12 protein-coding genes and 2 pseudogenes are annotated in these 21859 nt (G+C 57.9%); 12 read left to right on the top strand and 2 right to left on the bottom strand.

Going from position 1 to position 21859, the window contains the following annotated elements:
• Nucleotides 1–28 precede the first annotated feature (28 nt).
• Nucleotides 29–229 (top strand): hypothetical protein, encoded by a 201-nt coding sequence (locus ASD32_RS09390; protein WP_060637768.1) that lies wholly within the window; start codon nt 29–31, stop codon nt 227–229.
• Nucleotides 230–602: 373 nt separating this feature from the next.
• Here the strand turns inward: ASD32_RS09390 and treZ are convergent, their stop codons facing one another.
• The gene (gene treZ / locus ASD32_RS09385; RefSeq protein ID WP_060637796.1) at nt 603–2384 is read right to left on the bottom strand and encodes a malto-oligosyltrehalose trehalohydrolase; all 1782 of its coding nucleotides are present in this window, start codon (nt 2382–2384) and stop codon (nt 603–605) included.
• Nucleotides 2385–2525: 141 nt separating this feature from the next.
• Between treZ and treY the strand changes: the two genes are divergently transcribed.
• From treY to ASD32_RS09360, 5 genes and pseudogenes are all read left to right on the top strand, one after another.
• On the top strand, nt 2526–5060 hold the full coding sequence (gene treY / locus ASD32_RS09380; RefSeq protein ID WP_060637767.1) for a malto-oligosyltrehalose synthase: 2535 nt from the start codon (nt 2526–2528) through the stop codon (nt 5058–5060).
• Nucleotides 5061–5584: 524 nt separating this feature from the next.
• Nucleotides 5585–6718 (top strand): tyrosine-type recombinase/integrase, encoded by a 1134-nt coding sequence (locus ASD32_RS09375; protein WP_060637766.1) that lies wholly within the window; start codon nt 5585–5587, stop codon nt 6716–6718.
• A gap of 118 nt (nt 6719–6836) precedes the next feature.
• Nucleotides 6837–7274 (top strand): ClbS/DfsB family four-helix bundle protein, encoded by a 438-nt coding sequence (locus ASD32_RS09370; RefSeq protein WP_060637765.1) that lies wholly within the window; start codon nt 6837–6839, stop codon nt 7272–7274.
• 74 nt (nt 7275–7348) lie between these two features.
• A complete protein-coding gene (locus tag ASD32_RS09365; RefSeq protein WP_060637764.1) occupies nt 7349–7642 on the top strand; it encodes a carboxymuconolactone decarboxylase family protein in 294 nt (97 codons plus the stop codon).
• Nucleotides 7597–8151 (top strand): annotated as a pseudogene (locus ASD32_RS09360) (conjugal transfer protein TrbE); the annotation flags it as partial. The gene ASD32_RS09365 and the pseudogene ASD32_RS09360, both read left to right, overlap by 46 nt.
• 945 nt (nt 8152–9096) lie before the next feature.
• Here ASD32_RS09360 and ASD32_RS09355 read toward each other — a convergent pair.
• Nucleotides 9097–10154: pseudogene (locus tag ASD32_RS09355) on the bottom strand (tyrosine-type recombinase/integrase).
• A gap of 1487 nt (nt 10155–11641) precedes the next feature.
• Between ASD32_RS09355 and ASD32_RS30650 the strand changes: the two are divergent.
• The 6 genes from ASD32_RS30650 (at nt 11642) to ASD32_RS09325 (ending at nt 21812) form a co-directional block, all read left to right on the top strand.
• The gene (locus ASD32_RS30650) at nt 11642–11899 is read left to right on the top strand and encodes a hypothetical protein (RefSeq protein ID WP_060637762.1); all 258 of its coding nucleotides are present in this window, start codon (nt 11642–11644) and stop codon (nt 11897–11899) included.
• A 295-nt stretch (nt 11900–12194) separates the two neighbouring features.
• A complete protein-coding gene (locus tag ASD32_RS09345; protein WP_060637761.1) occupies nt 12195–16652 on the top strand; it encodes a DUF4082 domain-containing protein in 4458 nt (1485 codons plus the stop codon).
• Nucleotides 16653–16654: 2 nt separating this feature from the next.
• Nucleotides 16655–17887: a GTP-binding protein gene (locus ASD32_RS09340; RefSeq protein ID WP_200953587.1), complete on the top strand. Its 1233-nt coding sequence runs from the start codon at nt 16655–16657 to the stop codon at nt 17885–17887.
• A gap of 31 nt (nt 17888–17918) precedes the next feature.
• A complete protein-coding gene (locus ASD32_RS09335; RefSeq protein WP_060637760.1) occupies nt 17919–18227 on the top strand; it encodes a hypothetical protein in 309 nt (102 codons plus the stop codon).
• Nucleotides 18228–18261: 34 nt separating this feature from the next.
• Nucleotides 18262–20406 (top strand): peptidase domain-containing ABC transporter, encoded by a 2145-nt coding sequence (locus tag ASD32_RS09330; protein WP_060637759.1) that lies wholly within the window; start codon nt 18262–18264, stop codon nt 20404–20406.
• A complete protein-coding gene (locus tag ASD32_RS09325; protein ID WP_060637758.1) occupies nt 20403–21812 on the top strand; it encodes an HlyD family type I secretion periplasmic adaptor subunit in 1410 nt (469 codons plus the stop codon). Before ASD32_RS09330 ends, ASD32_RS09325 begins: the two co-directional genes overlap by 4 nt.
• The last annotated feature ends 47 nt before the right edge of the window (nt 21813–21859 follow it).

Below are 21859 nucleotides of genomic sequence, written 5' to 3'. Positions count from 1 at the left end.
GTGAAAAAAAATCGCGTAGGATCTGCAAATGCACCCAGTGAAACCCCCAGTTTTTGATGGCCAGTATGCAGCGCGCGACTCAGACTGCGTGGAGGCGTTGGACGGTAAGGTGCAACAACTATTTGAAGAAGCGTTTCGTGCAAGTTGGGCAAGAGAAGAAACGGCGGCGGCCTTGTTTGAGATTGCCGAGCGTCATGCAAAGATCGTGTCACGTCAAAATGAGGCGTAGCGGCCTGACGCGTTAGTTCCATATTGGATAGATCCGCACTCAACAAGTCGTGGAATAGCCACAGTCACGGGCATCGCTGTTGACCGCCACGAAAATAATGGCAGAGTCGATTGCCGCCTCCAATCCGGACACCAATATTCCCCTGGAATTCTTTGGGTCGGGGATGGCCTTCTGCGATGGGGTGATCGATTCAAACCCCCAACCTCCCGCAGCCCCTGTCTAGGCTCGGATCGTAGCCCGACGTGTCGGTTTTGCGATCGTAATCGTGCCCTCGTTGGGTCAATCGTCAGCTCTTGTTTAACTCTGTCTGATTTTTCTCATTGACGACTTTCCGGAGCATTTCAAGTGCGTGATGGCAAGAACCCATTGCTCGTCAGCCCCCAGGTGCTTTGTGTTCCTCAATGCTCCAGCGGACGCTCCAAGCTCCGATCTGCTCACGATCAACTTCGCCTTGGTTAAAAAGAGCAACTCCCTGCTCCCCTACGGAATTCGTCACCGGAGTGGAAGAGAGGTTAGCAAGAAGGTGCAGTATGTTGTCTCGGAACCGCCAGCTTACCGCGATCGCATGGCCAACCGTCTGATAGGATGCCTGTCGACCCGCACCATGGGCTAGCAACGGAACAATCGATTTCCGCCTTATCGATAGCAAGTCGCGGTACAATTCCAGGTACTCGTTCACACCGCTGGTTTCTTCCCAGTTCAATTTGGCATTGCGGAAGGTGGCTTCATCCGTCGGATCCAGTGCGTCATCGCCGTCGAAACACGGCAGCCGCGAAAGCTCCTCTCGCCTTCCTTGCCGAACCTTTTCGTTCAGCTCAGGAGCAAAGTCGCAAAAATACGGAAATGGTGCGCGAGCACCCCACTCCTCTCCCATGAAGATCATCGGGATCTGAGGCGCAAGCAAGTAGACCGCGGCGAGCGCTTTAAGCCTTTCGCGAGACTGAGCGGCGACGACCCTGTCCCCCTCTGCGCGGTTGCCAATCTGGTCGTGGTTCTGAATAAAGGAAATAAATGCCGTCGGGGGCAAATCGGCACTCGGCGTGCCCCTCTCTTTCCCCCGGTAATTCATGTGCTGCCCCTGGAAGACAAAACCCTCGGCCAAAGCCTTGCCCAGTTTGGCAGGGTCGTCCTTTGCGTAGTCCTTGTAGTACCCAAAGGTCTCCCCGGTACCATCAACGTGCAGCACGTGATGAATGTCGTCGTTCCACTGCGCCGTATAGAGGAAGGGGCGTCCATCGTCGTTTCTTTCGAGCAGCGTCGCGTCGTTGTCCTCATTTTCCACGATCAGATGAATGTGCCGTTCGGGCGCTGCTGCCCTCGCGCGATCTGCGATCTCATGAAGAATGTGCCGCGCGCTGTCATCGTCGATCGCGTGTACCGCATCGAGCCGTAAGCCATCCATCTTGAACTCTCGAATCCAGTATTCTGCGTTCTGGACGATGAATTCACGCACCAATTTCGATTGCTCTCCGTCAAAGTTGAGCCCATTGCCCCACGGTGTCCGATGCTTGTTCGTGAACAGCGGCGCATAGGAAGGCATGTAGTTTCCATCTGGACCGAAGTGATTATAGACCACGTCCAGGAAAACACAGATGCCGCGCAGGTGCGCCTCGTCGATCAGCTGCTGCAGATCTTCCGGTCGGCCGTACGCGCTGTCGGGAGCGTAGGGTAAAACGCCGTCGTAGCCCCAGTTCAAGCGGCCAGGAAAATCGCTGATGGGCATTATCTGGATCGCCGTGACGCCGAGATCCCTGAGATGGTCGAGACGATCGATCGCGGAGAGGAAGGTCCCCTCCTGCGTAAACGTACCTACGTGCAATTCATAGATGACCGTTTCTTCCCATGGACGACCATACCACTGGGTACATTTCCACTGATAATGGAGATCGGCCAGTTCGCTCGGGCCATGAACGTCGTCAGGCTGATGGCGAGACCCCGGATCCGGAACGACGAGGCCGTCGGCCAGGACGAAGCCGTACTGTGTGCCCGGTCCCGCATCTGACACCTGTACGATATGCCATCCTTCGTAGCGCTGGTTCATGACAAGGTCACCGCGGTCCACGATGCGCAAAGTTACCTGCTCCTGAAGTGGTGCCCACAGCCTAAAAACGGTTGTGTTTTCTGTTGTGACCGGCCCGAAGTCGAACCTTGCCATGTCGGCCTCCTGGAAAGTTTCGAGATAAGGTGCGCCCATGAACTATCGCGTCGTCGATCTGTTCCACTGCTCATAACGGCTCCGGAACAGATATCGATGCCAAGAGTTACAGGGCGGCACGGCCCCCCCCAGGAGAAACATATGATCCCTTCCGCCACTTATCGCCTGCAGTTTCGAAACGGTGTGACATTCGATACAGCGATTGATCTCATCCCGCATCTACAGAACCTCGGCATCAGCCACCTTTATGCCTCGCCGATTTTTGCCGCGGTTGAAGGCTCGACACATGGTTACGACGTCGTGGACCCCAATGTGATTGATCCGGCAATAGGCGGTCGCGAAGGATTCGAGCGGATGTCGAGCAGGCTGAAGGAAGCCGGCCTGGATTTGATCCTGGACATTGTGCCCAATCACATGGCGGCATCGGTTGAGAACGCATGGTGGCGCGATGTACTTCGTCATGGAGAGCACAGCCTGTACGCACGACATTTCGACATCGATTGGTCGAATAAGTTGACGCTACCTGTCCTTGGCAAAGATCTCGGGCCGGCGATCGCCGCCAACGAGGTTCGACTCGTTCGCGATCCTCGAGATCGCTCGCTGGCCGTCGCGTATTTCGAGACCATGTTTCCCATAAGCGACGAAACCGCAGCCATGGTCTCTGCAATGGTGAACCGAGACGACTCCAAACTGGATGAGATTTCGAGCCGCCCCGAGAAAATGCAAGCGCTTCTTGCAGCACAACACTGGATGCTGATGAACTACAAAGAGGCGGCATCGAACCTGAGCTACAGACGGTTTTTTGAAGTCGCGGGCCTCGTTGGAATGAAGGTCGAAGACGAACGGGTGTTTCAGGATACCCACCGCCTGATTCTGGATCTAGTAGAAGCTGGGCGAGTACAAGGGCTGCGGATCGACCACGTGGATGGCCTTGCCGACCCGACCGGTTATCTCGACACTCTTCGAGACGCGGTCGGACCGCAGACATACATCACGGTCGAGAAAATTTTGGGACCTAGCGAGTGGCTACCCACATCGTGGCCAGTTTCGGGAACGACGGGATATGAATTCATCTCCGCCCTATCGGACCTCTACATTGATGACGATGGCGTGAAAACGCTGCAAAATGCCTATGCAGCGATCGCGCCTGAAAGAGCAGACTTCCAGCGTGAACTACGCAAAGCCAAGCGAGAAATGGTCGAGCGAAACTTCGCAGGCGAAGTCGACAGGCTGGTTAATCTGGCTTCTGCAACTGGTACGGGGATCGACCCAGCCGCTTTGCTAGAAGCTATCCGCGAAATGCTGATCGCATTTCCGGTCTACCGCACGTACGGTTTCGAAGGCATTCTTCCAGCTGAGGACAGCCAAGTCCTGCACAAAGTCGTTGATGACGCACGCCGAATGACGCGCCATGGGAACGGCGTCGACCTCATCGAGAAGATTGTTCTGGGAGAGCTTAAAGGCGATGCAGCCTTCGAGTTCCGCGTCCGCTTCCAGCAATTGAGCGGTCCGATCATGGCAAAAGCTCTGGAAGACACGCTATTCTATCGGTTCAACAGACTGATCGCCGCAAACGAGGTGGGTGGAGAGCCAGAAAAGGCCCCAGGCGGCGTCTCAGCTTTCCATTCCAAAATGACGATCCGCTCAAAAACGCAGGCCACCGCGCTTTCCGCCACAGCGACACACGACACCAAACGAGGCGAAGACGCGCGTGCACGGCTCTATACTCTTTCGGAAGCGCCGTCTCGGTGGATCGAAGGGGTCAGCCGATGGCGCGAGATGAACCGATCCGCTCTTGCCACTCTGCCTGATGGGAGCGCTCCAGAGTCCAACATCGAATGGATGTTGTACCAGGCGCTGGCAGGCGTCTGGATGGAGGGAGGCGCTGACGGGCAGCCGACCAATCTGCGGGAACGGTTTGTGGGTTACGTGGAGAAAGCGGTCAGGGAAGCAAAGCTTCGCACGGAATGGGCAGGGCCAAACGAAAATTACGAGAAGGCTGTGCTGGCTTACGCGGACCGATTGGTTTCGCCGGAAAACAAGGTCTTTCTCGATGATTTCAGCCGCACGATAGGGCCGTTTATCGACGCAGGGTTCATCAACAGTCTTTCCCAGACTCTCATCAAACTGACCGCGCCCGGCGTCCCGGATATCTACCAGGGAACAGAAGGTCTGGATTTCAGCTTGGTTGACCCGGACAACCGCAGACCCGTTGATTTTGCGGCGCTTGCCGCCCTCGCCGCTAACGACGGTGATAAACTGGACGCCGAAACCAAGCGGATCGACATACGGCATCAAAAGGCTCAGCTGATACGAAAGGTGGTGAACTTTCGTAGGCAAAATGCTGAGCTTTTCAACTTGGGCATTTATCTCCCTATAGAGGCTTTCGGCCGACGTAGGGAAAACCTCATGGCCTTCGCGCGCATTTTGGATGGAAAATTGGCAATCACCGCTGCGCCACGAATGGTCTACGGGCATGTCTTACCGCAGACCTTACAGATACCTCAAGAATTTTGGGAAGATACGGTTTTGCGAATACCCGCATTGTTCAGATCGCCCGTTCAAGACATCTTATCCAACCGGGTCTGGACGGCAGATGAAATACCGCTTTGGGAGATTTTTAAGGAATGTCCTGTTGGGTTAATCATCAATAAGTCGGACAAATGGGATACGTGATGGATTTACTTGGGTGAACGAAGGCAAATCCCATGGTTGAAAGAGGACCGTTGGATACAGCAGAAGGGGAAATGGCGCGCTACTGGAACTCTTGCCGTTGACACACAACCCTCGAAATATTCTCGGACGCGATACCGCAGCCCCATTAGACCGCTCCAGTTACAACGAGGCTTGCCGCCCGTAAGGACCGGCCGCTCATGAGGAAGTGCGCCTAGGGCGCGCACGTTGACAATCCGGTTTCGGTTTTAAACTTTGATTACTTTTTCCGACACCCAACATCAGCCAAGGTGTGGGGAACTGACACGATCTGTCCAATCGCTTGCCAACTTCCCTTTTTTTAAATTCTATATCAGCAATTGGCGCAATACCGTGCCGGCAAGCCGCTTTGCATTCTTTTAGTCCGCCGGCGAGTAAATCATGTGCGCGGTTCTAGCCAGTTATTTTCATCCGAACCGCACGCCACGTCGTAACATAAATACGTCCGATAATGTTGCATTATCGGACATTATGCTCATTATAGAGAAATGGCCCAAATCATCGAGCAAAACACCGAAATTCACGTCGAGAAGACCTCGGCGCTGTCTCTCAGCACGGCGTCTGGGCGTGATGTTTCCTCGCCGGAGGTGTCGGGCGACAGCCCCCTCCCCTCTCTCGCCGGTCCGGATCAGACGCTGGCCCATCTCGCAGGCCTGGCTGACCGCGCCCGGGGGTATGTCGAGGCGGCGAGTTCCGCCAATACCCGCAAGGCTTACGCCTCGGACTGGAAGCATTTTTCTGCCTGGTGCCGGCGATCCGGCCTCTCTCCCCTCCCCCCGCATCCACACACCGTCGGGCTTTACATCACTGCCTGCGCTTCGGGGGCGGCAGAGCGAGGTGTAAAGCCGAACTCCGTTTCCACAATCGAACGTCGCCTCTCGTCACTATCCTGGAACTACGCGCAGCGCGGGCTGACGCTTGACCGCAAAGACCGGCATATCGCCACCGTGATGGCCGGCATTCGCAACAGCCACGCCCGCCCTCCTGTTCAGAAGGAAGCAGTCATGGCCGAAGATATCATCTCCATGGTCGAGACGCTCGACCGCGGTTCGCTGCGCGGCCTGCGCGACCGCGCCATGTTGCTGGTCGGCTTTGCCGGCGGTCTTCGTCGCTCCGAAATCGTCGGTCTTGATCTGAAGGCGGAGCAAACCGAAGACGGCCGCGGTTGGATCGAGATTCTCAACAAGGGTATGCTTGTGACCCTGCGCGGTAAAACGGGCTGGCGGGAGGTCGAAATTGGCCGTGGCTCTTCAAACTCCACGTGTCCGATTGTGGCCGTCGAAACCTGGATCAAGTTTGCCAAGCTGGCGCATGGCCCCCTCTTTCGCCGCGTGACGGGGCAAGGAAAGGCTGTTGGCTCGGAGCGACTGAACGGCAAGGAAGTCGCCCGGCTGGTGAAGCGGACTGCGATGGCGGCCGGTGTTCGCGGCGATCTCAGCGAGATCGAGCGCGCCTTCAAGTTCTCCGGGCATTCCCTGCGGGCGGGTCTCGCGTCCTCGGCGGACGTTGACGAACGTTATGTGCAGAAACAGCTTGGCCACGCCAGTGCCGAAATGACCCGACGATATCAGCGCCGGCGCGACCGCTTCCGGGTCAATCTCACCAAGGCGTCCGGACTTTGATTTTCAGCATGAAATAACACTCCGGGAATCTGTTGCAGAAATAAGGCTTTTGCGGCATCGCAGATGTCAGGCGAAAAATCGAACAACGCCTCGGAGTTCCGCGACAAGGTAGGAAAGTATGGCGGTCCCCACAAACAAAGACGAATTGCTTAAAGCGATAAATACAAACTTCGATAAGCTTATCATCGACTTGCGCGGCGTCCCGCTGTCAGTGGTCGGCGAATGCAGCTTGGAGGGCCATGCCAAGGGAACGCAGATGAGCGTTGCAAATCTGGTCGCCTATCTGGTCGGATGGAATGAGCTGGTCCTGAAATGGCTCGACCGGGAAGCGGAAGGCAAGTCGGTGGATTTCCCCGAAACCGGCTTCAAATGGGACGAGTTGGGCCGCCTCGCTCAGAAGTTCTATCGCGACTATGAGGGCATTCCCTATCTCGATCTCATTGAGCGTATGGGAGTGGCAAAGGCACGGATCGTGTCGTTGGTCGAAGCCCGTAGTAACGACAATCTATACAGCCGTTCTTGGTATGAGAAATGGACGATGGGTCGAATGATCTAGTTCAACACAGCATCGCCCTATGCCAATGCACGCAGGCGCCTGCGAAAGTGGCTCATTGTAAAAGTGAAGGATATATGATGGAATCGACGCGTATCAGTGACGCCTTTCAGGTGTTCATGAAGGAAGCGCCTGCCTATCAGGAGGCGTGGTTAGACGCTGTAAAGAAAGTGGGAGCGGCCTCGCAGCTGGACCCGAAAACTGAGGCGCTTGTGTATATTGGGATACTCGCAGCCGCACGGCTGGACAGCGGTCTCCCGTTTCATGTGTCGGAGGCGAAAAAACATGGCGCTAGTCGTGATGAGGTGATCAGCGCCATTCTCACTGGGCCTCCGAGTGGATCGAGATGCTGGTGGCGCTGCAAGGTGTGACCATAATCCCGGACTATCGCAACGCCATCTCCAGGCAGTTGGCGCTGATGGCAGAATCGCGGGGCCGCTCGCTCTCAGACTTTGTCTCCGGCGTGCAGATGCGCGAGTTCAAGGACGCGCTGCATCATTACACCGTCGATGGTCCGATGGGCCAGTTGCTCGATGCCGAGCAGGACGGTCTGACTCTTGGCGCGTTCCAGTGCTTCGAGATCGAGGAGCTGATGAACATGGGCGAGCGCAATCTCGTCCCCGTTCTCACCTACCTGTTTCGGCGCATCGAGAAACGACTTACCGGCGCACCCAGCCTGATCATCCTCGATGAGGCTTGGCTGATGCTCGGTCACCCGGTGTTTCGGGACAAGATCCGCGAATGGTTGAAGGTGCTGAGAAAGGCCAACTGCGCCGTTGTTCTTGCCACCCAATCGATCTCGGACGCGGAGCGCTCCGGGATCGTCGACGTCCTGAAGGAATCCTGCCCGACCAAGATCTGCCTGCCGAACGGCGCCGCAATCGGATATAACGTCCCGATTGCGATACATAATCCCTGTGGCGCCACCAGCCCGTCATCGTGATGAAAGCCCGGAAACTCTAATCCCCGGCGATCCAAGGTTTGGGCTCAGAGCAAGAAAACTCGAGACTCTTCCGACAGTTGGAGGGAACAAGGGTCTCAGGTCAAGAGCAATCGTTTTTTTGGTCGCTATTCAACTTAGCTATGAGCTATTTGTCAGGTCGGCTTGTATAACCAGTATCGGGCTGCCATCGCGCACACGCCCTTTGGCATCCGCGACCGGAGAATTTGCAGACCGACGGCTCCGATCTTTGTAGAGAATCGTCCTGCGTGGTGACGCGTCTTTGAAGATGCAAATGGTAGTGACCATAACTTCGCAACATGGCCGGATAACCTGCTACGGAAACAGGTTTACGAACCGAATAGGATCAGCGTTGTACATGTACAACTTTGCGCATGAGCTTGCGGAAAAAGGCGATGAGTGGAGGCGTCAGAACCTGCGCTGCCAAGACCGCGAAAACTGATACCCATTTAGTAGTCTATGGCATTTCGCAAACGATGCACTCAAAATACGTCAGCTAGCTTTGCGCGCAGTCTGCCAGACACGACATCGGTAAATCGCCGATTTGACCATGATACTATCGTTATCTGATTCCGCCCCTCACCTGCTAACTTTACCACCCTGAGCTAAGCCCTATTCACGCAACGCGCGGACTGAAAATTACAGGCCACAAAATGTCTGCTTATTACGCTGATCGCCGCTCTCGCAAACGGCCTGTGGCGCACCATTCACGCCATGGCCGTGAAACCGAAGGTATCGGTCAGCGCGCGATGAAGGGAGGGATAAAGAGCAGCTGTTTCGGAGGTAACGGATTACCAAAAATAGCAAAACCGTTCGGAGGCTGGACGCTTAAGTCGAGTTGACCCTGAACTGGTCACGCCCACACTAATAATTGCGTGTCATTTCGTCGGACGAATACTCAAGTTGTTTTGCACATAACGCTCGTCGACCTCCGCAGAAGACGCAAGTCCTGCGCGCAGCGACTGACCCGAAAATTTGAGCGCGCGCTCGCGTTCCGTCAGATCTCCACGCACACCGGCCGCAAGGGCGGTCCGTTTGACCAGGCGCATAACCTCCTGATCATTCAGCCTGTCGGCTCCTACAGATTTGCCTTGTCCCGTCACGCGCCGGAATAAGGGGCCATGCGTAATCCGGGCCAGCGTCAGCCATGTATCCAATGCTGCGACAGGACAGGTGGTCTCCGACGAACCCCGGCCGATCTCGACCTCACGCCATCCGGTTTTCCCTCGCAAGGTGACAACCAGCCCCTGGTCCAGCACGTCGATCCACCCAAGGCCATCCTCCGTCTGGTCCTTCTTGACATCGAGCCCGACAATCTCCGAGCGGCGCAGACCACCGGCAAAGCCGATCAGCAACATCGCCCGATCCCGCAAGCCGCGCAGCGTCCCCCGGTCGAGCGTCTCCAGCATGGCAATGATGTCCTGCGGCATCACAGCTTCTTTCTGCACAGGTGGCCTCGCGTGACTGTTGCGGATACCGGCCATGACCGCGGCAATGTGCCGGTCCTTGCGATCGAGCGGCAGCCCGCGCTGGGCGTAGTTCCAGCTCAGCGACGAAAGCCGGCGCTCAATGGTGGAAACCGAGTTCGGTTTTTTATCGCCGCCAACAGCGCCAGACGCGCAGGCCGTCACATAAAGCCCGACAATCTGCGGCTCCGGGGGGAGGGGAGAGAGAGCTTGGCGCCGGCACCAGGCGGTAAAATGTTTCCAGTCGCTCTCATAGGCCCGCCGGGTGTTGGCGGAACTGGCGGCCTTTACACCACCACGTGCACGACTGGCAAGGCTATCGCGATGCGCAGGAAGATTGCCTGCCTGTTCAGCCTGATCGGTATCAGCGACTTCAGGCAGCGAGGAGGGGACAACGTCCGGCAGAGGTGAAGTTCGATCTTTATCGACAGTCATATCCAACATCTTCCGCTTCATCCGATGGCCTATGAGTTAACGCCGATAAGCCCATGCCGGAAAACACACCACTATTGCGTGGGGCAACCATACGTTCATGAACAATAGCCGTCGTGTAAACCCGTTAATGGGCATCTGTCGGACGTCCAAGATATCAGACGTTTACACTCTGGAAGCGCTCCAGTCGAAATAATACGCGAACGCTTGAAAGGGTCAGTTAACGCGACGGTCGTCTAGGCTCAACCAATGGCGATACACGTGTGTAGCTGAAAAATTATCAATCGTAATGCAACGTTGGTTAAATGTGCGGTTTTAAGCTAACGTAAGCGGTTTAACTGCACGTGTGATTCAGGCTTCCATATCATGGAGCGGTTCGCGGCCGCACGCTTTAAGGCTGGATCCGGCCAACTCCCCGACCGGACCACGTAAACGTCATCCAGTGAGGCTGCCGCACTTCTAATGCGGCTACTCTTATGAAATTGCTGGACGATCTGAAGCTCGCCATCTGCCCTGTGGTGAATTATAAAGCGGTGGGTGCCACGTATTCCGACGCAAAAAGCGCTCTCGGTGCGGAGCTTTCACAGTGTCGCGGCTCCCCAACGAGGTGATGGCGCTCTATCCCTATCAGGTTTCAGGGGGAATGCAGCAACGCGTTACGATCGCGACGGAGCTCGCCTTGAGACCCGCACTTGTTATCCTGGTCGAGCCGCCCACAGCGGTGGATGCCAGAGTGAAACGGGAGATCGTCTCCATCCTGCAAACGATGCGCAACAAAGCACAACACAAGTTATCTGCTCATAAGTCACGACATCCACCTTGTACGCAGCCTTGCCGACCGGGTGGGGGTCCTGCAGGCGGGTAGAATTGGGGAAACCGGAGAGACTGAGCGGGTCCTTGTACGGCCCTCACACGCCTGTACCCGCAGCCTAATGGACAGCATTCCGCGCCCGCACGCTCCAACCGCTAAAAAAGCCTGTCCGTCAGGAAAGCCCTGTCTCGGCCCTGCGCTGAGCCGATATCGGGCGGAAAATACAGGACGAAAACGATTCTGCATGACATTGTGCTCGAGATTGGCCCAGGAGAGACGTTCGGGCTAATCGGGGAGTCGGGGTTGGGGAAATCCACACTGACCAAAATCATCGCCGGATTGCAAACAGCCAATAGCGGCACAATCGAACTTCCGGCAAGCTTTTGTCTTGCGCGGCCGAACGCCGCTCCGCCGCAGAAAAACGTCCATTGCAAATGGTCTTCCAGTCTCCGGACATGACCCTCAACTCGCGCCACCTTATTCGCCGTATCCTCGCTGGACCGCTTCGCCGCGCCGGCGGACTATCTACAAAGGGAGCCGAAACGAAGATCGAACAGCTTCTGCAAGAGGTTGGGCTCTACGCGGATTATGCAGATCGTTTTCCAGGCCAGCTTTCCGGCGGACAACGGCAGCGCATCGCTATTGCCTGCGCCTTTGCCACCAATCCGCGCCTGATCGTGCTGGATGAGCCGACGTCAGAGTGCAGGCTCGCATCCTGGCCTTGCTCGATACGCTGCAATGGAAGAACGGCACCGTATATTTGTTCATCAGCCATGATTTACAGGTCATCCGGAACATGGCCCATCGCGTGGGCGTCAACTACCGGGCCGAACTGGTTCAAGCCGGTTCCACAAAGCATGTCTTCGCGCATCCGCGCCATGCGTATACCAAGCAACTTCTGGGCGCGATGCACCTGCCGGTAGCCCTAGCGGATTATGCTGCCAAAGCTGGCGAATGATACGTCGATGATATCGAGCGCTTCCCCCCTTGAAGCGGCAGCCCGGAGAGGGCGGGCCACTCCGGAGGAGCGTGTCATACGGCTTGCGCCCAAAACCAACCTTTACTGCACCTAAGGTTGAGTTTCCCGACCCTCGTCATTGCAACCGTCATTGTAAAGCTGTCCGCCCTCATCACATCGGAGGATAGGATAACCCTCACGGATACTCCCGATTGGTGCGGTTCGCAGCGGCGAGAAAGTTGGCAAGATGGGGTTTCCATAAGTCAGTCTCACACGGCGATCGGGGCGGTGCCAAATGCTGAGAATTAATATTAAGAATGACGAATTTCTAAGCGTGTCTGGTGGTGTGACCACCGTTTACAGTCCGTTGTCCGGGGCAAGTGCGGAAAATGCGGTGACGTCGAACGTCATCGCTACGCCGCTTCAGGCTGGGGTTACCGCCGCTTACCTGCCATCGGCGGGTTTTTCGCCAAGCGCCGGCGCCGATATTTCAAACGATGCAGCTGCCGCCGTTACAAAGTCAATGTCGCTGATCAGCACGGGTTCGCCGGTGCTTGATCCGGCCCCTGCAGGGAAAGCAGCGGGTATTGGTGAACCAAGCACCGCATCCGTCGTTCTTCCCAGCGAAACGTCTTTCATCGCAAACAGCACCCAGCCGCTGACATCGGCGGTTCAAAGCGATCCTGTCCGGTCAGAGACGGCTTTGCCTGTCTTTTCGACCGTGGCTTCTGTCACCAAAACTGTGTTTGCCTCAGAGACAAGCTTTTCGACGGAAACGGCGCCGGCGCCCGCCGCTGCTGAGACCGCCGCTGCACCGGAGACGGCCATGACCCCGCAGACCGCTTCTTCGGCAGCCGCCGCTCCAAATAAAATCGCGCTTGAAAACCTGAAGCAGGGCAATCCTCGTAGCGAGTGGGGTATCGATGGCGACGGGGATGCGAATATCCAGGGTTTTGCCACGCAGATCAGCACGAATATCGGCCAGACGGTTGATTTCAAGATTGCCACCGATTCGACGCATTACCGCCTCGACATCTACCGCTTGGGTTATTACGGCGGCGATGGGGCCCGCAAGGTCGCGACCATCGACAAATCGTTGACCACGGCACAGATCCAGCCGCATCCGATTGTCGATATGTCCCTCGGATTGATTGATGCCGGTAACTGGTCGGTCTCGGCAAGCTGGGCCGTACCGGCAGATGCCGTTTCCGGCGTCTATTTTGCAAAGCTGGTCCGCGAGGACGGGACCGCCGGCCAGAGCATGGTGCCATTCATCGTCCGCGACGATGGATCGACCAGCGATATCGTCTTTCAGACATCGGATACGACCTGGCAGGCCTATAATGAATGGGGGGGCGCCAGCCTCTATTTCGGCGAGGTTCCGGTCGATCCCAACGACATGATCGGCTACCTGCCACCCAATTGCAGCTGCGGCATCACCGCCATCGGCCGCGCTTCGGCGATCAGCTATAACCGCCCGATCGTGACCAATACCAGCGGCAAGGGGGGCACCCATGACTTCATCTTCGGGGCCGAACATTCCGCCATTCAGTGGATCGAACAGAACGGCTACGACGTCTCCTACATTTCCGGGGTCGATGCGACGCGCAACGGAAGCCAGCTGCTCAATCATAAGGCCTTTCTCTCGGTCGGCCATGACGAATACTGGTCGGCGGAACAGCGGACCAATGTCGAGGCGGCGCGCGACGCCGGTGTGAACCTCGCCTTCTGGAGCGGCAACGAGTGCTACTGGAAGGTCCGTTGGGAAAACAGCATCGACGGCAACGGCACTGCGTATCGCACCATGGTCTGCTACAAGGAAACATGGGGCACCAGCACGGATCCGAGCAATATCGGCACAGGCACCTGGCGCGATCCCCGCTATGCGGATCCGGGGCAAAAGCCGGAAAATGCGCTGACCGGCACCATGTTCACCGTGGACAGCTACCGGCAGGACGCGATCTCCGTGCCTTACGACTATTCCAACCTTCGCTTCTGGCGCAATACGGATGTGGCGAACATCCTGCCGGGGCAAACCTTCGAGCTTGTCAAAAACCTTCTTGGCTACGAATGGGATTCCGACGTCGAGAACGGCTTCCGGCCGGCCGGCCTGGTCAATCTGTCGCTCTCAAACATTTCGGTGGATACGTATCTGCGCGATTATGGCTCCTCGGTTGGGCCGGGCGAAGCGACGCATAGTTTAACCATGTACCGCGCAGAAAGCGGAGCCCTCGTGTTCGGCGCCGGCACCGTCTTCTGGTCCTGGGGGTTGAATGCCGCCCATGAGGGGGCAGTAACCCCCACCGACAAGAACGTGCAGCAGGCGATGATCAACATGTTCGCCGATATGGGCATTCAGCCCACGACGATCGATGCCAGCCTGATCCTTGCGACGCAATCGCCCGATCATATCAAGCCGACATCGACGATCACGTCGCCGATCATCGGCGCGAGTTTCGTCGAGGGGCAGCATGTGACCGTGACCGGCACGGCGCAGGATTCCGGCGGCGGCATCATTGCCGGCATCGAAGTCTCCACCGATGGAGGCCTCTCCTGGTTCAAGGCCACTGGCCGCGAAAACTGGAGCTACAATTGGGTCGTGCAGGCAAGCGGCACCTATACGATCAAGTCACGGGCCGTCGATGACAGCGTCAATCTGGAAACGCCATCGACCGGCAAACAGGTCACCGTCACCCTGCCCACGGCCTCGACCCTGTGGACGCAGGCCACAAAGCCCGCCGTTGAGACGACAGTGGACCGCGACGGCGTGGAACTGGGTGTGCGTTTTCAAGCCAGTACCAGCGGTGCGGTGGAGGGCGTGCGGTTCTTCAAGGGGCTCTATAATATCGGTGCGCACAAAGTCAGCCTTTGGAAGGCCGATGGGACGCTGCTTGCGACCGGCACATCGACCGGGGAATCGATTTCAGGCTGGCAGACGGTCAATTTTTCCAGTGCCATCCAGATCACGGCGGGCACTTCCTATGTCGCCTCCTATCATACCAACGGCTTTTATTCGTCGTCGTCGGGATATTTCAATTCCGCCTACATCAAAGGGCCCTTGAGCGTCGGCCAGAACGGCGGCGTCTATGCCTATGGCACGAACACGACATTCCCCGGCAACAGTTTCGGCGGTGCCAACTATTGGGTGGATGTTCTGTTTACCCCCTCGACGGTGAATACGGCTCCGACAGCGAGCAACGACAATGGCTATATCACTGAGCAAAACACGGCGCTGACGATCAACGGCTCGCTTGTGCTCGCCAACGATTCGGATCCGGATGGCGACGCGCTCAGCATTACCGGCGCAAACGGCGCGGTCAACGGAACAGTCAATTTCAACAGCCAGACCAATGCCTTAACGTTTACACCGTCGGCCGGATACACCGGTGCGGCAAGTTTTAGCTACACCATCGCGGATGGCCGCGGGGGGACGGCGTCTGCCACCGTCAGTTTGACGGTGAAACCGCCATCGACGGCAACAAGTCTGTTCAGCCTTTCGGATACGCCAGCTGTCACGTCCACGACCGATGCAAGCTCCGTCGAACTGGGCATGAAGTTCAGTTCATCTGCTGCGGGCACGATCACCGGGTTGCGGTATTACAAGGGCGCGCAGGATACCGGCACGCATACCGGCTCGATCTGGAGCAGTTCGGGCACCCGGCTGGCCACAGCCACGTTCACAAGCGAAACCGCGAGCGGCTGGCAGACAGTGAGCTTTTCGCAACCGCTGGCGATTACCGCCGGAACGACCTATGTGGCGAGCTATCATTCCAATGGCCGTTACGCTGTGACGTCGAACTATTTCACGACAAGCCGTACCAATGGCGCGCTGACTGCCCCGTCCAGTTCGACAAGCGGCGGCAATGGCGTCTACGCCTACGGGACGAACAGCCTGTTTCCCACAGGAAGCTACAACGCGGCGAACTACTGGGTTGATGTGCTCTTTGAGCGGTCGCAGCAGAATGCGTCTCCGGTCGCCGTCAACGATCCCGGTCTTGCCGCAAGCACCAATACGCCCTTTACCATTCAGGCGTCAGCTCTGCTTGCCAATGACAGCGATCCCGATAACGATCCGATTTCGCTCACGGGTGTCAGCGATGCGGTCAATGGTACGGTCGCGTTCAACAGTCAGTCGAACACTGTGACGTTTACTGCGGCCAATGGCCATACCGGACCGGCCAGCTTCAAATATTCCATCTCGGATGGGCGAGGCGGCACCGCAACGGCAACGGCGTCGATGACCTTCACCAACCCGGCTGCGACACAAAGCCTGTTCAGTGCCAGCACGGTCCCGACGATCGTCTCGGTCAACGACAACAACCCGGTCAATCTCGGGATGAAGTTTCAGGCGGATACGGGGGGATGGATATCCCAAATCCGCTTCTACAAGGGAGCGGCCAATACAGGGTCTCATACCGGCTATCTCTGGAACTCGGCCGGAACGCTGCTTGCGAGTGCCACCTTTACCGGCGAAAGCGCCAGCGGCTGGCAAGCCGTCTCCCTGTCGCAGGAGATCCAGATCCAGGCGAACACGACTTATGTCGTCTCCTACAGCACCAATGGCAATTACTCGGCCGCAAACAACTTCTTCAATTCGGAAGTCACTCACGGCAACCTGCATGCGTTGTCATCGGCCTTGAGCGGTGGCAACGGCGTCTATGCCTATGGCGCCAGCGGGCTGTTTCCGACCAGCAGTTTCAGCAGCTCCAACTACTATGTGGATGTGGCGTTCCGGCCGCAGCTGGCAGCGTAGCGATGACAGAGTGGGCGGGCGTGCAAGGCGGCAAAAGATTGCCAGTGACAGTGCTTGCGGGTTTTCTGGGCGCGGGAAAAACCACGATCCTGAACCATGTGCTGCGCAACCGCGAGGGTCTTCGCGTCGCTGTCCTGGTCAACGATATGAGCGAGATCAACATTGATGCGGATCTCGTTCGCGATGGCGGCGCGCAATTGTCGCGTACCGACGAAACGCTGGTGGAGCTGACGAATGGCTGCATTTGCTGCACCCTGCGCGACGATTTGCTGAACGAAGTCCGCAGGCTGGCTGCGGAGGGGCGGTTCGACTATCTGCTGATCGAGGCAACCGGGATTGCCGAACCTCTGCCAATCGCGGCGACATTTTCTTTCCGGGATGAAACGGGCGCTGCGCTGTGCGATATCGCCCGGCTCGATACGATGGTTTCAGTCGTCGATGCCGTCAATCTGCTGACTGACTATACCAGCACCGACCTGTTGAGCGATCGTGGCGAGGCAAGGGCGGATGACGATCATCGCACCCTGGTCGATCTGCTGGTTGAGCAGATCGAATTTGCCGATGTCGTCGTCATCAACAAGATATCGGAGGTGACGCCGCAGATGCGCGATGCGTTGCGCCGAATCGTTGCAGCGCTTAATCCCGGCGCGCGCGTGATCGAAACGGATTTCGGCCATGTTCCGCTATCCGGCATTCTCGATACCGGCCTGTTCAGCGAAGCAAAATCGGCCCGGCATCCACTCTGGCATAAGGAATTATACGGCTGGGGAGACCATGTGCCCGAAACGGAAGAATATGGCATATCCAGCTTCGTTTACCGTGCGCGGCAGCCCTTCGATCCCGCCAAACTTCAAAACTTCCTGAACAGGCAATGGCCGGGTCTCATCCGGGCAAAGGGCCATTTCTGGCTGGCAACCCGGCCGGACTGGATCGGGCTTCTGTCGATTGCCGGCGTGCAGCATCGGGTCGAATCCAAAGGTATGTGGTGGGTCACCGTTCCGAAGGGACATTGGCCCCGGCATCCGCAATTTGCAGCGTTGCTTGAGCGGAATTGGAGCCCAGTCTGGGGCGACCGGCGCCAGGAGCTGGTCTTTATCGGAGCAGGCTTTGTGGAAAAAGCCATCCGCGCCGCGCTCGACGACTGTCTGATCGGGTCCGAAACCGGATTTGATCCTCGCCTCGCCGACGCTCTGAACGATCCTTTCCCGCCCTGGGAGCACGTGCATGCCGCATGACCGGCCTCACCATCAACCAATGGAGACGATAATGAACAATGAGCTTTATGCCGATGGAATCGGTGAGATCACCGTGACGGGCACGATCGTGCGGATCGACATGATGTCGCTTTCGCCGACCGAGCGCGATGCCAGCAACAATCCGCGACCCGTCTTTCGCCAGCGGATCATCATGCCGGTGGATGCTTTCGCCAATGCGGTGGACCTCATGCAGAAAGCCTTAAACGGCCTGGTCGAGGCGGGCGCGGTGCGCCGCATCGGGGACATTGCGCAAATGCCGGCTGCAGATTCAGGCCAGCAGCCGCCGCTTTCGGTGAACGCTTCGCCGAATTTCAACTGACCGGCCACGCAAGCCCTTTGTTCCAAGTGAGGCCATGAGTACACTCGCGCACACAAACCTCCAGTGTCTGGCCCTGGTCGGCCGTCACCATGGTGTTGATCTGTCACCCGAACGGCTTTTGCACGACTATGCGGTCGGCGAGCAGGCGGTGCCGATGCGGCAACTCCTGCGCATGGCAAAGGACGCGGGGCTGAAGGCCAAAAACCTGACGCTGACCTGGCGGTCTCTGTTTCAGCTCGGCGACGCCTTTCCGTTGCTCGCCGAGCTTGAAAACGGCAATTGGGTTGTCATCGCCGGTGCGGCAGGCAGCGGTGAGGGCGAGATGATCCGGGTGCTCGATCCCCTGGCCCAGCGTCCGGAATTCATCCTGCTCAACCAGGAGCAATTTGCAAAACATTGGCGCGGATCGGTCATCCTCGTCAAACGCAGCTATCGTCTTTCCGACACCGATCAGCCATTCGGTTTTCGCTGGTTCATTCCAGAAATTGTCCGCCAGCGCAGCTTACTTCGCGACGTGGCGCTCGCTGCCTTCGTCCTCTACGGGCTGGGGCTCGCAACGCCGATCTTTTTCCAGCTTGTGATCGACAAGGTCCTTGTCCACCAGAGCTATTCTACACTTGCGGTTCTCACCATCGGCATTGCTATTGCGCTCCTTTTCGATGCGGCCTTTACTTTCCTGAGGCGCTACCTGCTGCTTTACGCGACCAACAAGATCGACATCAGGATCGCCACGCGCACGTTCGGGCACCTTCTCAATCTGCCGATCGCCTTGTTCGAGCAGGCCTCGGCCGGTGTGCTGGTCAAGCATATGCAACAGACGGGCCGTATCCGCGAGTTCCTGACGGGCCGGCTGTTCCTTACCCTTCTGGATGCGGTTTCGCTCCTGGTCTTCATACCGATCCTGGTTCTCTACAGCGTCAAGCTGACCTTTGTCGTCCTGGGCTTTGCAGCCCTTGTCGGCCTGGTGGTCATGGTTCTGGTGGGGCCGTTTCAGCGGCGGCTCCAGGCCCTCTATCAGGCCGAAGGCGAGCGTCAGGCGCTGCTGGTCGAGACGGTGCATGGCATGCGCACCGTCAAGTCACTGGCGCTCGAGCCGCGTCAGCGCCAGGTCTGGGACGATCGTTCCGCGCAAGCCATCTCCGTGCGCTTTCGCGTCGATAAGATCTCGACCGTTGCCCAGGCATTGACCGGGCTTTTGGAAAAACTGATGAGCGTTGCGATCATCGGGCTCGGAGCGCTAGATGTATTCAGCGGTTCCATGACTATCGGTGCGCTGGTCGCCTTCAACATGCTGGCAGGCCGCGTGTCCGGCCCGCTCGTGCAGATCGTCACCATGGTTCACGAATATCAGGAAGTGGCCCTGTCCGTGCGCATGCTCGGCGAGATCATGAACCAGCGTCCGGAACAGTTCGGCCGTGGGCGGGGGATCCGGCCGCAGTTGAAGGGCCGCATCGAATTCGACAAGGTCACGTTCCGCTATGGGCCCGACGGTGCGCCGGCGCTCGACGACGTGTCCTTCACGGTTCCCGCCGGGTCTGTCTTTGGAATTGTCGGCAAGAGCGGATCGGGAAAGACGACCGTGACCCGTCTCATCCAGGGGCTCTACCAGAACCAGCAGGGGCTGGTCCGGATCGACGGCTATGACAGCCGGGAAATCGATCTGGTCCATCTGCGCTCCAGCATCGGCGTCGTTCTGCAGGACAATTTTCTGTTCCGCGGCTCGGTGCGCGACAATATCGCCGCCGCCAAGCCCGATGCCAGCATCGAGGAGATCATCGAAGTCGCCCGCATTGCCGGCGCCGAAGAGTTCATCGAGCGGCTGCCGCGCGGTTTTGAATCCATGCTGGAGGAAAATGCCTCGAACCTTTCCGGCGGCCAGAAGCAGCGCCTGGCCATTGCCCGTGCGCTGATCACCAATCCGAAACTGCTGATCCTGGATGAAGCCACCAGCGCACTTGATCCCGACAGCGAAGCCATCCTGCGGCAGAACCTGAGCAAGATTGCCGAGGGGCGTACCGTGATCATCGTGTCCCATCGCCTGACCACGCTGGTCGATGCCGATGCGATCCTCGTCGTCGATCGCGGCAAGATCGCCGATATCGGCCGCCACGATCAGCTCGTCTCGCGCTGCATTACCTACCGTCATCTCTGGACGCAGCAAACGAGGCAATCGGCATGAACGCGCGTCCGGAAAAACTCCACCAAAACCTGCCGGTTCCCGCCGCAAAGCGGGACACGGAAATTATCGTCAAGCCGAAGCTGCCGCCGGCCTTTGCCGAATTCCAATCCGATGCGGTCGAACTGGAAGAGCGCGTTCCGCCCAGAATTGCCCGGATGACGCTCTACGGGATCACCGCGCTGATTGGCACGGCCATCGTCTGGGCATCGCTCTCCAAGATCGACGAGGTGGTCATTGCACCTGGCAAGCTGATCACCACCCGGCCGACCATTATCGTTCAACCGCTGGAAACATCGATCATCCGCACGATCGACGTGACCACGGGCGAGATCGTCAAGGCCGGGCAGACATTGGCAACGCTTGACGCGACCTTCAGCCAATCTGATGTCGATCAGCAGCGCACCAAATTTACGGCCCTCGATGCCCAGGTCAAGCGTATCAACGCCGAGATTGCCGGCACGGATTATTCGAAACTGGCGGGAGGGTCTCCCGACGAGCAGCTGCAGGTCCAGCTTTTTGCGCAGCGCCACGCTTTCTACACCGCCCAGGTGCAGAATTTCGATCAGCAAATCGCCGGGCAGGCCGCCGCGATCCAATCGGGTACAAACCAGGAGACGGTTCTCACCAGCCGCCGCGACAACCTGATCCTGATCGAAAAAGCGCGCGAGACGCTCTACAGGAACGATACCGGATCGCTCGTCGCCTTCCTCGGTTCGCGCGACGCGCGGCTTGATGTCGATGCCGATATCACTGCGCTGCACGGCAAGGCGGCGGAGGCCGGGCATTCGCTGGCCAAGCTGACAGCTGACCGGCAGGCGTTCATCGAGGACTTCCGGCGTGCCTCCATGGAGCAGCTGGTCGAATTGCGCAACCAGCGCGACATGGCGGGCGAAGAATTGAAGAAGATGGAGCTGCGCCGCAACATGGTGACGCTGACGGCCCCGGAAGATGCCGTCGTGCTCGACCTTGCACAACGCTCGGTCGGCTCGGTCGTTCGGGAGGCCGAACCGATCGTGACACTTGTTCCGCTGGATGTTCCGCTTGAGGCAGAGGTTTCGATCACCTCGCAGGACATTGGCCGTGTCGCCGTCGATAAGGAGGCGCGGGTCAAGCTTGATGCCTACCCATTCCAGAAATTCGGTACCGTGACGGGGACCGTCAGAACCATCAGCCGGGACGCGTTTCCGCCTCCGGAAAAACCAGCAGGTGGCGGCGAGCCAGCCGTGCCGTTCTTCAAGGCACGCGTGCTGCTCGCCAGCACACTTCTGCAAGCCCCAGGGGAGCCCGTTCGCCTCTTGCCGGGGATGACCGTTTCAGCAGAGATCAAGGTCGGAAGCCGGACAGTGATTTCCTATTTCCTTTACCCGCTGCTGCGCGGCCTCGACACAGCCATCCGGGAGCCTTGAAGCTCGACCTTCAGTTCAGGACAGAAGTTTGGCGATCTTTGTTTTGA

This window comes from Rhizobium sp. Root483D2, from assembly GCF_001426685.1.
GTDB classification, from domain to species: Bacteria; Pseudomonadota; Alphaproteobacteria; order Rhizobiales; family Rhizobiaceae; genus Pararhizobium; species Pararhizobium qamdonense.
The sequence above is the reverse complement of the archived record's forward strand: the minus strand, read 5'-3'. Positions and strand labels throughout refer to the sequence as shown.

Bases quoted from the DNA above. Each gene is read 5' to 3' on its own strand.
- ASD32_RS09390 (WP_060637768.1), top strand. From the start codon at position 29: ATGCACCCAGTGAAACCCCCAGTTTTTGATGGCCAGTATGCAGCGCGC.
- treZ (WP_060637796.1), bottom strand. From the start codon at position 2,384: ATGGCAAGGTTCGACTTCGGGCCGGTCACAACAGAAAACACAACCGTT.
- treY (WP_060637767.1), top strand. From the start codon at position 2,526: ATGATCCCTTCCGCCACTTATCGCCTGCAGTTTCGAAACGGTGTGACA.
- ASD32_RS09375 (WP_060637766.1), top strand. From the start codon at position 5,585: ATGGCCCAAATCATCGAGCAAAACACCGAAATTCACGTCGAGAAGACC.
- ASD32_RS09370 (WP_060637765.1), top strand. From the start codon at position 6,837: ATGGCGGTCCCCACAAACAAAGACGAATTGCTTAAAGCGATAAATACA.
- ASD32_RS09365 (WP_060637764.1), top strand. From the start codon at position 7,349: ATGATGGAATCGACGCGTATCAGTGACGCCTTTCAGGTGTTCATGAAG.
- ASD32_RS09345 (WP_060637761.1), top strand. From the start codon at position 12,195: ATGCTGAGAATTAATATTAAGAATGACGAATTTCTAAGCGTGTCTGGT.
- ASD32_RS09340 (WP_200953587.1), top strand. From the start codon at position 16,655: ATGACAGAGTGGGCGGGCGTGCAAGGCGGCAAAAGATTGCCAGTGACA.
- ASD32_RS09335 (WP_060637760.1), top strand. From the start codon at position 17,919: ATGAACAATGAGCTTTATGCCGATGGAATCGGTGAGATCACCGTGACG.
- ASD32_RS09330 (WP_060637759.1), top strand. From the start codon at position 18,262: ATGAGTACACTCGCGCACACAAACCTCCAGTGTCTGGCCCTGGTCGGC.
- ASD32_RS09325 (WP_060637758.1), top strand. From the start codon at position 20,403: ATGAACGCGCGTCCGGAAAAACTCCACCAAAACCTGCCGGTTCCCGCC.